General features: G+C 73.7%; 14 protein-coding genes. 11 read left to right on the plus strand and 3 right to left on the minus strand.

What is annotated here, in order from left to right; all coding sequences use genetic code 11:
* Nucleotides 1-8 precede the first annotated feature (8 nt).
* Both LQ51_RS01580 and LQ51_RS01585 read left to right on the plus strand, forming a co-directional pair.
* A complete protein-coding gene (locus tag LQ51_RS01580; RefSeq protein ID WP_046562804.1) occupies nucleotides 9-485 on the plus strand; it encodes a MarR family winged helix-turn-helix transcriptional regulator in 477 nt (158 codons plus the stop codon).
* Nucleotides 486-584: 99 nt separating this feature from the next.
* On the plus strand, nucleotides 585-1,091 hold the full coding sequence (locus tag LQ51_RS01585) for an Lrp/AsnC family transcriptional regulator (protein ID WP_046562805.1): 507 nt from the start codon (nucleotides 585-587) through the stop codon (nucleotides 1,089-1,091).
* Here LQ51_RS01585 and LQ51_RS01590 read toward each other — a convergent pair.
* Nucleotides 1,021-1,632, minus strand: a complete 612-nt coding sequence (locus tag LQ51_RS01590; protein ID WP_046562806.1) for a histidine phosphatase family protein — start codon at nucleotides 1,630-1,632, stop codon at nucleotides 1,021-1,023. The two genes, LQ51_RS01585 and LQ51_RS01590, sit on opposite strands and share 71 nt — an antisense overlap.
* 173 nt (nucleotides 1,633-1,805) lie before the next feature.
* Here LQ51_RS01590 and LQ51_RS01595 point away from each other — a divergent pair, with 173 nt between their 5' ends.
* Nucleotides 1,806-2,000, plus strand: coding sequence for a CsbD family protein (locus LQ51_RS01595; protein ID WP_046562807.1), 195 nt, complete (start codon nucleotides 1,806-1,808; stop codon nucleotides 1,998-2,000).
* Between the two features lie 75 nt (nucleotides 2,001-2,075).
* On the opposite strand, the gene LQ51_RS01600 is transcribed toward LQ51_RS01595, so the two are convergent.
* The gene (locus LQ51_RS01600; RefSeq protein ID WP_046562808.1) at nucleotides 2,076-3,482 is read right to left on the minus strand and encodes a KamA family radical SAM protein; all 1,407 of its coding nucleotides are present in this window, start codon (nucleotides 3,480-3,482) and stop codon (nucleotides 2,076-2,078) included.
* A gap of 153 nt (nucleotides 3,483-3,635) precedes the next feature.
* Here LQ51_RS01600 and LQ51_RS01605 point away from each other — a divergent pair, with 153 nt between their 5' ends.
* From LQ51_RS01605 to LQ51_RS01630, 6 genes are all read left to right on the plus strand, one after another.
* Nucleotides 3,636-4,685: an L-erythro-3,5-diaminohexanoate dehydrogenase gene (locus LQ51_RS01605; protein ID WP_197087497.1), complete on the plus strand. Its 1,050-nt coding sequence runs from the start codon at nucleotides 3,636-3,638 to the stop codon at nucleotides 4,683-4,685.
* A 5-nt stretch (nucleotides 4,686-4,690) separates the two neighbouring features.
* On the plus strand, nucleotides 4,691-6,262 hold the full coding sequence (locus LQ51_RS01610; RefSeq protein WP_046562810.1) for an amidohydrolase: 1,572 nt from the start codon (nucleotides 4,691-4,693) through the stop codon (nucleotides 6,260-6,262).
* 73 nt (nucleotides 6,263-6,335) lie between these two features.
* Nucleotides 6,336-7,898 (plus strand): lysine 5,6-aminomutase subunit alpha, encoded by a 1,563-nt coding sequence (locus LQ51_RS01615; protein ID WP_046562811.1) that lies wholly within the window; start codon nucleotides 6,336-6,338, stop codon nucleotides 7,896-7,898.
* Complete coding sequence (locus LQ51_RS01620; RefSeq protein WP_046562812.1) at nucleotides 7,895-8,656, plus strand: lysine 5,6-aminomutase subunit beta; 762 nt, start codon at nucleotides 7,895-7,897, stop codon at nucleotides 8,654-8,656. The genes LQ51_RS01615 and LQ51_RS01620 overlap by 4 nt, the downstream gene beginning before the upstream one ends.
* Complete coding sequence (locus LQ51_RS01625) at nucleotides 8,653-9,045, plus strand: 3-aminobutyryl-CoA ammonia lyase (RefSeq protein ID WP_046562813.1); 393 nt, start codon at nucleotides 8,653-8,655, stop codon at nucleotides 9,043-9,045. Before LQ51_RS01620 ends, LQ51_RS01625 begins: the two co-directional genes overlap by 4 nt.
* Nucleotides 9,042-10,376: a glutamate mutase L gene (locus LQ51_RS01630; protein ID WP_046562814.1), complete on the plus strand. Its 1,335-nt coding sequence runs from the start codon at nucleotides 9,042-9,044 to the stop codon at nucleotides 10,374-10,376. The genes LQ51_RS01625 and LQ51_RS01630 overlap by 4 nt, the downstream gene beginning before the upstream one ends.
* Before the next feature lie 454 nt (nucleotides 10,377-10,830).
* Here the strand turns inward: LQ51_RS01630 and LQ51_RS01635 are convergent, their stop codons facing one another.
* Nucleotides 10,831-11,523: a TetR/AcrR family transcriptional regulator gene (locus LQ51_RS01635; RefSeq protein ID WP_046562822.1), complete on the minus strand. Its 693-nt coding sequence runs from the start codon at nucleotides 11,521-11,523 to the stop codon at nucleotides 10,831-10,833.
* A 51-nt stretch (nucleotides 11,524-11,574) separates the two neighbouring features.
* Between LQ51_RS01635 and LQ51_RS01640 the strand changes: the two genes are divergently transcribed.
* Together LQ51_RS01640 and LQ51_RS01645 are read left to right on the plus strand one after the other, a co-directional pair.
* On the plus strand, nucleotides 11,575-12,696 hold the full coding sequence (locus LQ51_RS01640) for an FAD-dependent oxidoreductase (protein WP_046562815.1): 1,122 nt from the start codon (nucleotides 11,575-11,577) through the stop codon (nucleotides 12,694-12,696).
* Between the two features lie 157 nt (nucleotides 12,697-12,853).
* A partial coding sequence (locus LQ51_RS01645; RefSeq protein ID WP_046562823.1) for a GAF domain-containing protein occupies nucleotides 12,854-13,949 on the plus strand: 1,096 nt, incomplete at its 3' end.

The raw sequence follows: 13,949 nt of genomic DNA on the forward strand, positions 1-13,949 counted from the left end.
TGACTGCCGTGGAGACCGCAGAGGGCACGCCGCGGCGGTTGCGGGCGCTGCCGAGCCGGCTGGCCAACCAGGCCGCGCTGAGTGCCAACCGGATCGTGGACCGCACCCTGGCCGGGGCCGGCGTCCGGCGCTACCACTACGCGCTGCTCGCCGCGCTGGCGGAGTTCGGGCCGGCCAGCCAGGCCGCGCTGGGCCGGCGTACCGGCATCGACCGCAGCGACATGGTGGCGACCGTCAACGAGCTCGCCGACCGGCGGCTGCTCGAGCGCGCCCCCGATCCGGCGGACCGGCGACGCAACATCGTCAGCATCACGGCGGCGGGCGGCGACCGGCTCGCCGACCTCGACCGGCTGGTCGCCGACGCCCAGGAGGAGTTCCTCGCGCCGCTGCCCGCCGCCGACCGGCGCAGCCTGGTCGACCTGCTGACCCGCCTCGTCGACCATCACGGCGACCGGCGGCGGGCCGAGCCCGGGCCCGAGGCGTGAGGCCGGCCGCCGGCCCCGCCCGGAGGTGGCCGGTACGGCCGGTCCCGGCCCGCGGACCGGGTACGGCGCGACGGGCCGCGCTCCGGTAGGTTGCAGCGCGTGGAGGAGATCGACCGCGCCATCGTCGCCGCGCTGACCGGGGACGGTCGGCTGTCGTACACCGACCTCGCCGAGCGGGTGGGGCTGTCGGTGTCGGCCGTGCACCAGCGGGTCCGCCGGCTGGAGCAGCGCGGGGTGATCAAGGGGTACGCCGCGCGGGTGTCGTTCGAGGCGCTGGACCTGCCGCTGACCGCGTTCGTGGCGATCCGCCCCTTCGACCCGTCGCAGCCGGACGACGCGCCGGAGCGGCTGGCCCACCTGCCGGAGATCGACTCGTGCTACTCGGTGGCGGGGGAGGACTTCTACCTGCTGCTGGTGCGGGTGGCCGGCCCGACGGACCTGGAGCGGCTGCTGCAGGAGATCCGTACCGCGGCCAACGTGACGACCCGCACGACCGTGGTGCTCTCCACGCCCTACGAGAACCGGCCGCCCCGGATCAGTGCCGAGCAGCCCGGTCGGGGGCGGTCGCGGGGGGCGGCGGAACCGGCTGGTTCCAGCGCAGGATGACCTGCCGGCCGTGCTCGTGACCGAGCAGGCTCAGGGTGGCGGTGTCCAGCCGCAGCAGCCCGCCGGCGGCCGGCGGCAGCCCGATCCAGCGGGCGCCGAGCACCCGCAGGCTGTGCGCGTGCCCGACCAGGGCGACGGTGCCGGCGTCGAGCAGGGGAGTGATCCGGGCGAGCACGCGGTCGAGGCGCTCGCCGACCTGCGCCGGTGACTCCCCGCCGGGGCAGCCGTCGGTCCAGATGTTCCACCCCGGGTCGGTCTCGTGGATGTCCGCGGTGGTGCGGCCCTCGTACTCGCCGTAGTTCCATTCGGCGAGGTCTTCGTCGGTGGCGTCGATGCGCAGGTCGGCGAGGTCCGCGGTGCGCAGCGCGCGCCGGCGGGGGCTGGCCAGCACCCGGACGAGGTCGCGTCCGGCCAGGGCGGTGGCGAGCGCGCGGGCCTGCCGTTCGCCGTCGGGGGTGAGCTCCAGATCGGTGTACGAGGTGTGCCGCCGGCTGGCGCTCCAGGCGGTCTCGCCGTGCCGGATCAGCAGGATTTCTCCCATGCGCCCCAGTTAACCAGTCACCCCGTTCCCACACTTCCCCTAGTATCCTAGGACGCCTTGCAGGTGATGCAGCCGCGCACCGCAGCGGGCCTGGTTTCGGCACCGGCACGACGGGCACGCGACAGGGGATCGGGCCGGCTGGCCCGGCGCACCCGGCAGCGAGGGGGAAACCGATGAGCTTCACCGACAAGGCGAAGAACAAGGCCCAGGAGCTGAGCGGCGCCGCCAAGCAGCGGATCGGCGACGCGACCGACAACGAACGGTTGCGGGCCGAGGGCGCCAGCGAGCAGTCCACGGCGCGCGCCCGGCAGGCCGGGGAGAACGTCAAGGACGCCGGCCGCGACATCAAGGACGCGTTCGACAAGTGACCCGCGCGCGGCGGCGCAGACGACGGCGCCCGGCCCTCCTGACGGGGGTGCCGGGCGCCGTGGTCGGTACGGGGGTCAGTCGTCGCGGTGGGCGGCCCACCAGGCCTGGCCGGACTCGGGCAGGGTGTCGATCGGGTCGTAGTAGGCGAACCGCTTGTTGAGCGCTTCGAGGTCGGCGGACTCGATCGAGGTGCGGTAGTTCTTGGTCCAGTAGGAGATGCCGCGGTCGCGGTCGTAGTCGGTGAGCATGTGCACCCAGCGCTTGCCGACGAACGGGACGTCGCAGACGATCCGCGGGGTGGCGTAGCCGGGCAGGTAGCCCATGATGTCGTGCTGGAGCTGCTGGGCGTGCCAGACGGGGACCCGCCAGTGCTCGGCGTTGGGGATCATGTCGCACATGTAGAAGTAGTACGGCAGGATGCCGGCCTCGCCCTGGAGCGCGAAGCAGAGGTCGAGCAGGTCGGCGCTGGTGGCGTTGACGCCGCGCATCAGCACGCCCTGGTTGCGTACGTCGCGGACGCCCACGTCGAGGGCCGTCTGGGCGGCCTTGGCGACCAGCGGGGTCAGCGACTGGGCGTGGTTGACGTGGGTGTGGATGGCCAGGTTGACGCCGCGGCGGGCGGCGGTGCGGGCGACGCGTTCGAGGCCCTCGACGACGTCGGGCTGGAGCCAGTGCTGCGGCAGGCCCATGAGGGCCTTGGTGGCGAGCCGGATGTCGCGGATGGTTTCGATCTCCAGCAGCCGCATCAGGTAGGACTCGAGGTTGCGCCACGGCACGTTGGCGACGTCGCCGCCGGAGACGACCACGTCGCGGACGCCGGGGTGGGCCTTGAGGTAGCTGATGTGGGCGTCGTAGCGGTCGACCGGCTTGAGGGAGAGTTTGAGCTTGTCGACCGCGGGGGTGGAGTTGCCGACGAGGTCCATCCGGGTGCAGTGCCCGCAGTACTGCGGGCAGGTGGAGAGCAGTTCGGCGAGGACCTTGGTGGGGTAGCGGTGGGTGAGGCCTTCGGCGACCCACATGTCGTGCTCGTGCAGGCTGTCGCGGCTGGCGTAGGGGTGGGAGGGCCAGTCGGTGCGCCGGTCGGAGGCGACGGGGATCATGTAGCGGCGGATCGGGTCGGCGAGGAAGGCCTCGGTGCTCATCGGCTGGTCCGGGACCATGGTGTTGAGCATCTGCGGCGGCACCAGCATGGACATGGTGGCCAGGGCCTTCTGGTCGGCCTCGAGGTCGGCGTAGAAGCGCTCGTCGACGGTGTCGCCGAGCACAGTACGCAGCTGCTTGATGTTCTTGACGCAGTTGACCCGCTGCCACTGGGCGCTCTCCCACTGGTCGCGGGTGACGTGGCGCCAGCCGGGGAAGCGGGTCCAGTCGGGTTCGACCAGCGGGCTGCGGCGGTATTCGTACGGCTGCCCGGCGGTCGGAACGGCGACCGGGGCGTGACGGGGTTGAGGGATGGTCTCAACCGGTTGGGTCTGGGTCACGGCCCCTCCTGAGCTGTTGCGGGTGATCAACGACGTCGTAGGCTACTGGAAAATATCCGGTGAAGAAATTAGTCTGCCGTAAGTTTTCCCGCGACGCGAGCCCAGACCGGGGTTTCGGGCGGCTGGACATAGGGGGTCGGCGTGACGTCACCGGTGGGTCTGCACCGAGTCGTGGAACCGGCGGGGGTGCTGCCGCAGGCGGCGTGGCGGCTGGACGCCGACCCGCGGATCGCCGCCAACGAGGTGCGGATCCGGGTGGAGCGGCTGAACCTGGACGCGGCCAGCTTCCGCCAGCTGTCGGAGAAGCACGGCGGGGACGGGGAGAAGGTCCGCGCCGAGGTGCTGGAGATCATCTCGACCCGGGGGAAGATGCAGAACCCGGTGACCGGCTCCGGCGGCATGCTCATCGGCACCGTAGAGGAGGCCGGGAAGCGGTCCCCGCTCGGGCTGCGCCCGGGCGAGCGGGTGGCCACCCTGGTGTCGTTGACGCTGACCCCGCTGACGATCCTGGACGGGTTGGCGGCCTGGGACGGGCGCAGCGAGCAGGTGCCGTGTGACGGGTACGCGATCCTGTTCGCCCGGTCGATCGCCGCGGTGCTCCCGGACGACCTGCACCCGGAGCTGTCGCTGGCGGTGCTGGACGTGTGCGGGGCGCCGGCGTTGACCGCCCGGGTGGTCGCCGAGCAGGTGGCGCGGCGCGGCCGTGAGGGGGACCCGCGGCCGGTGAGCGTGGCGGTGATCGGTGGGGCGGGCAAGAGCGGCTCGCTGTCCCTGGCGGCGGCGCGGCGGGCGGGGGCCGGCCGTACGGTCGGGGTGGTGCCGGTGGTGGCGGAGCGTGACGCGCTGGCGGCGGCCGGTCTGGCCGACGTGGTGGCGCTGGCCGACGCGCGGGATCCGGTGGGGTTGTCCACGGCGGTGACCACGGCGTTGAACGCGCCCGCGGACGTCACGGTGGTCTGCGTGGACGTGCCGGGCTGTGAGCACGGGGCGGTGCTCGCCACCGAGGACGGCGGCACGGTGATCTTCTTCTCGATGGCGACGAGTTTCGCGGCGGCGGCGCTGGGCGCGGAGGGCCTGGCCGCGGACGTGACGATGCTGGTCGGCAACGGGTACGTGCCGGGGCATGCCGCGCTGGCGCTGGACCTGTTGCGCGGCGAGCCGGGGGTGCGTCGTCTGTTCGAGGCCCGGCTGGCGGCAGACTGAGCGTCATGACGAACCCCTCGACCTTGTACCGCGGCGGAGTGCTGCACTGTCCGGCCGACCCGAGCGCGACGGCGTTGCTGGTGCGTGACGGGCGGATCGCCTGGCTGGGCGTCGACGCCGACGCGCCGGCCGCCGACCGGGTGGTGGAGCTGGGCGGGGCGCTGGTGACCCCGGCGTTCGTGGACGCGCACGTGCACGCCACCGACACCGGATTGGCCCTGTCGGGGCTGGACCTGTCGGCGGTGCGGTCCGCGGCCGAGCTGCTGGACGCGGTGGCGGCGTTCGCGGCCGGCCTGCCGGCGGACGCGGTGGTGCTGGGCCATGGTTGGGACGAGTCGTGCTGGTCGCGGCCGGCGCTGCCGGACGCGGCCGCGCTGGACCGGGCGGCGGGGGGCCGCCGGGTGTACCTGTCGCAGGCGTCGATCCATTCGGCGTTGGTGTCGGTGGCGCTGCTGGCCGCCTGTCCGGACGTGGCGGGCGCGGCCGGCTACGACCCGTCGGGTTGGTTGCGCCGCGACGCCCACCATGTGGTGCGGGCGGCGGCGTTGGGGTCGGTGACGGCGGCGCAGCGGGTGGCCGCCCAGCGTGCCGCGCTGCGGCACGCGGCGTCGCTGGGCATCGCCGCGGTGCACGAGTGCGGCGGCCCGGGCACTTCTGACGAGAGCGACTTCACCGGCCTGCTGGCGATCTCCGGCGACGGTGTGCCCGAGGTGTACGGGTACTGGGGTGAGCTGTTGGGCGCGGCGAAGGCCCGGGAGTTGGGTGCGGTCGGTGCCGGCGGTGACCTGTACGCCGACGGGGCGCTCGGTTCGCGCACGGCGCACGTGTCGGCGGCCTACCTGGACGGGGAGCCGGGGGCGTGCGGGCACGGTTACGTGACCGCCGAGCAGGTGGGTGAGCATCTGCTGGACTGTGCGGCGCACGGGCTGCAGGGCGGCTTCCACGCGATCGGTGACGCGGCCATCGGGACGGTGTTGGAGGGGTTCGCGCGGGCCGCGCGGACGGTGGGGGTGGATCGGCTGCGGGCGGCCCGGCACCGGGTGGAGCACGCGGAAATCATGAGCAAGCGGCTCATCGCCGGGTTCGTGGAGTACGGGATCGTGGCGTCGGTGCAGCCGGCGTTCGACCGGCTGTGGGGTGGGGCGGGCCGGATGTACGAGTCGCGGTTGGGGTTGGCGCGGTCGTTGGAGTCCAACCCGATGGGGGCGATGCACGCGGTGGGGGTGGCGTTGGCGTTCGGGTCGGACTCGCCGGTGACGCCGCTGGATCCGTGGGGGTCGGTGCGGGCGGCGGTGGCGCACCACAATCCGGCGCAGCGGATGACGGTGCGGTCGGCGTTCGCGGCGCACACCCGGGGCGGGTGGCGGGCGGTGCACCTGGACAACGAGGGGGTGCTCGCGTTGGGTGCGCCGGCGACGTTCGCGGTGTGGGACAGCCCGGCCGGGGTGGAGCGGGGTCTGCCGGTGTTGCAGGCCGAGGATCCGGAGGCGCGCGGCGCGGACGATCCGACGCCGTTGCCGGTGTGCCGGGCGACGGTGCTGCGCGGTGACGTGATCTATCAGGAGGGCGGTTCGTGAGCGGGCGGGCGGGCGGACGATCGGCACGGGGTGGCGTCGGCGCGGCGTCGCGGAGCGGAGCGAGGGTGGCGGCGTGACGGGCAAGCTTGGGTTGGATCCGGTGCTGGTGGCGCGGGCGCGGGAGTTGGCGCGCCGGGCGGGGCAGCCGGTGGTGGATCTGGCGCGTAGCCACACCACGGTGTCGGTGGAGCGGGCGGTGCTGCGGTTGGCCGGGGTGACCGGCGCGGACCCGGACGGCATTCCGTGGGTGAACCGGCTCGTTGACGCGGTCGTCGCCGACGTGGGTCTCGGGCACGGGGTGGCCGTGCCGGTGTTCGACGCCCTGGCCCGGGAGGAGTTGGGCGACGTGACGCTGCTGGCGCAGAAGGCCGCCGCCGGGTCGGTGCGGTTTGGCCAGCCGACCGGTAGGGCCGCCACCGCGGCGCGCCGGGCCGCGCGGAAGGCGGTCGCGGCGGGGGTGCGGCAGATCGACCGGCGTCGCGCCGAGCGGGACCGGCTGGTGAAGCGGTACGGGGACCCGGAGCAGCGGCCGTGGATCTATCTGATCGTGGCGACGGGCGACATCTACGAGGACATTCCGCAGGCGCAGGCGGCCGCGCGGGCCGGGGCGGATGTGATCGCGGTGATCCGGTCCACGGGGCAGTCGTTGCTGGACTACGTGCCGGAGGGGGCGACCCGGGAGGGGTTCGCGGGCACGTACGCGACGCAGGAGAACTTCCGGCTGATGCGGGCGGCGTTGGACGTGTCGTCGAAGGAGTTGGGCCGGTACGTGCGGTTGACGAATTACGCGTCGGGGTTGTGCATGCCGGAGATGGCCACGCTGGCGGGGCTGGAGCGGCTGGACATGATGTTGAACGACTCGATGTACGGGATCCTGTTCCGCGACATCAACCCGATCCGCACGTTCGTGGACCAGCGGTTCTCGCGGCAGGTGCACGCGCGGGCGGGGATCATCATCAACACCGGTGAGGACAACTACCTGACCACGGCGGACGCGGTGGACGAGGCGCACACGGTGACGGTGTCGCAGTTGCTCAACGAGTATTTCGCGCACGAGGCGGGGTTGGCGGACTGGCAGTTGGGGTTGGGGCACGCGTTCGAGATCAACCCGGATCTGCCGGAGTCGTTCCGGTTGGAGTTGGCGCACGCGTTGCTGGCGCGGGAGTTGTTCCCGGACGCGCCGTTGAAGTGGATGCCGCCGACGAAGCACATGACCGGTGATGTGTTCCGGGGCAACCTGCTCGACGGGTTCTTCAACCTGGTGGGTGCGATGACCGGGCAGGGCATCCTGCTGGTGGGGATGATGACCGAGGCGGTGGTGACGCCGTGGTTGTCGGACCGGGACATCGCGCTGCAGAACGTGCGGTACGTGTTGGGCGCGGCGGGTGGGTTGCACGAGGACTTCGTGCCGGCGTCGGGCGGGTTCATCCAGCAGCGGGCGCACCGGGTGCTGGGCGAGGCGGTGGAGCTGTTGGATCGCATCGGGGAGCAGTCGTTGCTGACCGCGATCGCCGAGGGCACCTTCGGGATCATGAAGCGGCCGGCGGACCGGGGCAAGGGCCTGGACGGTGTGGCGCGGCACGAGGCCGACTACTACAACCCGGCCACCGAGATCCTGGAAGGGGACCGGGCGTGACGGCGGCGGGGGAGAAGACGGTTGTCCGGCCGTACGGGGACACCACCGGTGACGGCATGGTGCAGGTGTCGTTCACGCTGCCGGTGCCGTTGGACAAGCGGGCCGAGGGCGCGGCGGTGCAGTTGGCCAACAAGATGGGTCTGGACCCGGCGATGCTGGTGCATGCCAGGCAGATGGGTGACGGGTTCACCTTCTTCGTGGTCTACGGCCGGGTGAACCACCTGGTGGACCTGTCGGCGGTGCAGGTGGTGGAGCGGGACTTTCCGCTGCTGTCGGCCAAGGAGGTCAACGCGGTGGTGAAGCGGAGGCTGCGGCGCAAGCTGTCGGTGGTGGGGGCGTGCATCGGCACCGACGCGCACACCGTCGGCATCGACGCGATTTTGAACGTCAAGGGCATCGCCGGGGAGAAGGGCCTGGAGTACTACCGGGAGTTGACGGTGACGAACCTGGGTGCGCAGGTGAGTGTGCCGGAGCTGGTGGAGGCGGCCCGGCGGGAGCGGGCCGACGCGGTGCTGGTGTCGCAGGTGGTCACCCAGCGCGACGCGCACCTGCACAACACCCGGGAGATGTCGGCGGCGTTCCGGGAGGCGATGCCGGCCGGTCGGCGGCCGCTGCTGATCGTGGGTGGGCCGCGCTTCGACGAGACGATGGCCGGCGAGTTGGGGGTGGACCGGATCTTCGGCCGGGGCACCACGCCGGGTGAGGTGGCGTCGTATCTGGTCCATGCGCTGATCACGGAGAAGAAGGCGGGAGCATGAGCGACGCGCGGCTGGGTGTGACGGTCACCCATCGACGGTATGTGCCGTACTCGCACGCCCACTACGCGGGCAACCTGGTCGACGGGGCGTACGCGTTGGGCCTGTTCGGGGATGTGGCCACGGAGGTGTGTATCCGTACCGACGGCGACGAGGGGTTGTTCGCCTCCTATTCGGACGTGCAGTTCCGGGCGCCGATGAAGGCCGGGGACGTGCTGGAGGTGGTGGCCACGGTCACCCGGGTCGGCACGCGCAGCCGTACCCTGGACTTCGAGGCGCGGGTGGTGTGTCGGGGCCGGCCGGAGCGGGGTGAGTCGGCCGCGGAGGTGCTGGCCGAGCCGGTCGTGGCGGTCACCGCGACGGGCACGGTGGTCGTGCCGCCGGCGGCGTGAACGTCGCGGTCTGCGCCGACGTCGGGTCGACGTACACCAAGGCCGCGGTGGTGGACCTCGACGGTGGCCGGCTGGTCGCGGCGGCGTCGGCGCCGACGACGGTGGGCAGCGACGTGCTGCACGGCCTGGACGCCGCGGTGGCGGCGGCCACCGCCGGGCTGGGTGGGCGCGACGTGCCGTGGTATGTCTGTTCGTCGGCCGGCGGTGGTCTGCGTCTGGCGGTGGTGGGCTATGAGCCGCTGGTCACCGCGCAGGCGGGCCGGCGGGTGGGCCTGTCGGCGGGGGCGAACGTGGTGCATGTGGCCGGTGGGCGGCTCGGGCGGGCCGGGCTGGCCGCGTTGCGCGCCGCCCGCCCGGACGTGGTGTTGCTGGTCGGGGGCACCGACGGCGGTGACGCGGAGACGTTGACGCACAACGCGACCCGGTTGGCCCGGGCCCGGTTCCGGGTGCCGGTGGTGCTGGCCGGCAACGTCGAGGTTCGCGACGAGTTGCGGGCGCTGCTCGCGGCGGCGGGGGTGCCGGTCACGGTCGCGGACAATGTGCTGCCCCGCATCGGGGTGCTGGCCCCGGCGCCGGCCCGGGCGGCGATCCGGGAGGTGTTCCTGCGGCACGTCATCGGTGGTAAGCGGCTGTCCCGGGGTGGGCGGTTCGCCCGCCTGGTGCGGGCCGCCACGCCGGACGCGGTGCTCACCGGGGTGGAGGTCCTCGCCGACGCGCTCGGCGGTGACCTGGCCGTGGTGGACGTCGGCGGGGCGACCACCGACGTGTACTCGGTGTTGACCCCCGATGAGCGGGACAGCGGCCCCGGTCAGGAGGTGGCGGGCACGCTGTGGCGGGCCCGCACCGTGGAGGGGGATCTCGGCATGCGGTGGAGCGCCCCCGGGGTGGTCCGGGCCGCCGTCGAGGAACGCCTGCTGGCGCCGGGCGAGCAGGACGGGTTGGCGGCCGCGGCGGCGGTGCGGGCCGCGGATCCGGCGTTCCTGCCCGCCGACGCGGCCGAGCGGGCCGCGGAGCGGCGCATCGCCGCGCTCGCCGCGACGGTGGCGCTGCGTCGGCACGCGCGGGGCGCCGCCACAGGGGAGCGGGCCGGCCGGGACCTGCGGGATGTGCGGCTGATGGTGGGTTCGGGCGGGGTGTTGCGGCACGCCGACCCGGGTGACGCCGCGGGGGTGCTCGGCGCGGTGCTCGCCGACCACGCCGGCGGGTGGCCGCTGCCGCGCGCCGCCCGCCCGGTCGTCGACGTCGACTACGTGCTGGCTGCCGGTGGTCTGCTCGCGGCGGATCATCCGGGGGCGGCGGCCGCGTTGCTGCGTCGTCACCTCGGCGGCTGAGCCGCCCGCGCGGCCACGCATCGAGACGCGCCGACGCGACACGCCGTGGCGCACCACACGACAGGCCGGGGTGGGTTGACAGCGGCGGGGGTCGACGCCGTACCGTCTTTGAGTCCTACTACGGGAAGCGGCTGTTGTTCGCTTCGTCCCTTCGCCTGCTGGCCGAGTGACCGAAAAGGTTGCGGCGGCCAGGTCCAGCGGGCGGGGGTCGGCGGGGCGGCGCGGACCGGCCGCGGTTACCGGTGTACGGGCAGGATGAGCGGCACGGCCAGTAGACAACGGCCAGGCGGGGGCAGCCAGTCCACGTCGGGTCGGTCCGAAGGTCGCCGTCGCTTTTCCTCGCCCCACCGGCCGGGAAGGGCCTGGGAGCATCGGGGCGCGGCGCGAGCCGCGCCCCGATTTCCGTTCCGGTCCACCGTTGCCCGCCGCACCCCGGGCCGGCAGCGGGTGCCGGTCACGCCGGTGGGCCGGTGAGTTTGGCGGCCACGGCGTCCAGGATCCAGTCCAGGCCGGTGGCGAAGGACGCGTCGGGGTCGACGTCGGTGCCGTCGTGTACGGCCCTGCTCAGGGTCGGGTAGCGGCCGGTGGCCAGCATCCTGGTCACGTGCGGGCCGTGGGCGCGTTGCCAGTCGCGTTCGGACAGGCCGGTGGCCCGCTCGGCCCGCAGGTTCGCGATCTCGCGCCGGATCGCGCCGGTGAAGTAGGCGGCCACGGTCTCCACCGCGCGCAGCACGGTGTCGATGTCGGCCAGCCCGTCGAGGGCGGCCAGGGTGGCCTCGGTCACGGCGAGGCCGTGCGGGCCCAGGCTCGGGCGGCCGCCGAGCAGGTCGGCCAGCCAGTGGTGGCGCAGCGCCGCCTGCCGGGTGCGGTGGGCCAGGACGGACAGCGCCTCCCGCCAGTCTGCGGGCTGCTCCTCGGGGAGGATCTCGGCCTGGACCTCGTCGAGCATGAGGTCGAACAGTTCCTGCTTGGTGGCGATGTGGCCGTACAGGCGCATCGGGCCCGCGTCGAGCCGGGCGGCGACCTTGCGCACCGACACCGCGTCCAGGCCGCCCTCGTCGGCCAGCGCGATGGCGGCGGCGACGATCCGCTGCCGGTCCAGCGGCACGGGCGGAGCCGGTGGCTCCGGCCGGTCCCAGACGCTCATGGTCACCCCTCTGCTGGCCGCACCTCGACCCAGCCAATACGGTGTATCGGCATGAGACATCGTATCGCCGTGGTGGGTTGCGGCCCCGCCGGCCTCACCTTCGCCCGGGTCCTGTACCGCCACGGCCACCCCGTCACCCTCTTCGAACGCGACCCCGCCCGCGACGCCCGGCCCCCGGGCGGCACCCTCGACCTGCACGAAGGGCTGGGCCAGCGGGCGCTGGACAAGGCCGGGCTGCTGGCCGGCTTCCAGGCGCTGGCCCGCCCCGAAGGGCAGGCCCTGCGCATCCTGGACCCGGACGGCACCGTGCTGCGCGACTGGCAACCCCGTCCCGACGAGCGGGCCAATCCCGAAATCGACCGCGGGCAGCTGCGTGACCTGCTGCTCGGCCCCCTCGACGTCAAGTGGGGGCGGGCCGTCACGCAGGTCCTGCCGGGAACCCCGGACGGCGTCCTGGTCCGGTTCGCCGACGGGCGCGCCGAGACGTTCGACCTCGTCGTCGGCGCCGACGGGGCCTGGTCCCGGACCCGGCCGGCGGTCTCCCCGGCGACACCGCACTACACCGGCATCACCTCGGTCGAGACCTCCCTCGACGACGTCGACACCCGCCACCCGGAGCTGGCCCGGTTGATCGGCGCCGGTTCGGTGGGCGTGTACGGGGTGAACCGATCGCTGGTCGCCCAGCGCAACAGCGGCGGCCACGTCAAGGTGTACGCCCGGTTCCGCGCGCCGCTGGACTGGCACACCGGCCTGGACCTGGCCGACGTCGAGGCCGTACGGTCGCACCTGCTGGCGCTGTTTCCCGGCTGGGCGGCACCCGTCCTCGACCTGCTCCGCCACGGCGGCGCGTTCGTGCACCGCCCGCTCTACGTCCTGCCCGTGGGCCACACCTGGCCGCATGTGCCCGGGGTGACGCTGCTGGGCGACGCCGCCCACCTGATGCCCCCGCTGGGGGTGGGCGCCAACCTGGCGATGCTGGAGGGCGCCGAACTCGCCGAGTCCGTCGCCGCCGCCGACCCCGCGGACCTCGACGAGGTGGTGCGTGCCTTCGAGGAACAGATGTGCGCGCGGGCCGGCGGGTGGGCGCGGATCACGGCGGCCGGCCTGGACCGCCTGGTGAGCCCGGACCCGGCCGAAGCCCTCGCCGTCTTCGACCAGGTCCAGCCGACCTGACCGGCCCGTTTCCGGGGCCGGGTCGACCCGGCGGCGGAGCCCGGGGCGAGTTGTGCGGTGGGCCCGGTTCATCCGTTACCCTCATCCGCAGCACCGGGGTCCCGATCCACCTGCGGTCACCGCCCCGGCCGGTCGCGCACGAGAGGCAGAGGACAACATGACAGCGGTGTCAGGCCAGCGGCGTGCCGCCGCGGATCCGGCCGCTGACCAGCCCGGCGCGGAGGAGGACCTGCGGGCCCTGTTCGGGCAGTCCACCGCCGTGTTCGCGTCACTGACCGGGCCGACGCACCGGGTGGAGACCGCGAACCCGGCGTTCTTCGCCACCATCGGCGAGGAACGGGCCCGCACCGGAGTCGCCCTCGCCGAGCTCATGCCCGAACTGGCCGACCAGGGCTTCATCGCGCTGCTGGATGAGGTCTACCGCACCGGCGAGCCCTACACCGGCCGGGACGTCCGGGTCCTGCTCGGCTCCGGCCTGCACGCCCGGGAGGCGTACTTCGACTTCACCTACGAGCCGCGCCGCGCCGCCGACGGCACGGTCTGCGGCATCCGGGTGATCGGGGTCGAGACCACCCAGGTCAAGCAGGCCCAACGGCTGATGGCCGAGCACCGCGCCCTGGTGGAGCAGATCGCCCGGCAGGCGCCCCTGGCCGAGGTGCTCGACGGCATGGCCCGCTGCATCGAGCAGCTCGCCCCGCACCAGGTGCTCGTGTCGGTGCTGCTGGCCGACGCCGACGGCCGGCACCTGCGCCACGGCGCCGCACCCAGCCTGCCCGACTTCTACAACGAGGCCATCGACGGCATCGCCACCGGCGAGGGCGTCGGCTCCTGCGGCACCGCGGCGCATCGCCGGGAACCGGTCATCGTCACCGACATCGCCACCGACCCGTTCTGGGACGACTTCCGGGACCTCGCACAGCAGGCCGGGGTGGCGGCCTGCTGGTCGACGCCGATCCTGGCCCGCGACGGCAGCCTGCTGGGCACCTTCGCCATGTACCACCGCACCCCCCGGGTGCCGCAGGACGCCGACCTCGCCCTCGCCCGGGTCTTCGCCGGCACCGCGGCGCTGGCCATCGAACGCCACCACATCGAACAGGCGAAGGCGGCCGCCGACGCCCGGGCCAGAGCCGCCCACGACGAGCTGGCGAGGGTGGTACGCGCCGAGCGGGAGCTGCGCGCCGAGGCCGAGCAGCGGGCCACCGCCGCCGCGGAACTCACCGCGCGGATGCGCGCCGCGGCCGCCGCGCAGGCCG

The organism is Micromonospora sp. HK10, assembly GCF_000982955.1.
Taxonomy (GTDB): domain Bacteria; phylum Actinomycetota; class Actinomycetes; order Mycobacteriales; family Micromonosporaceae; genus Micromonospora.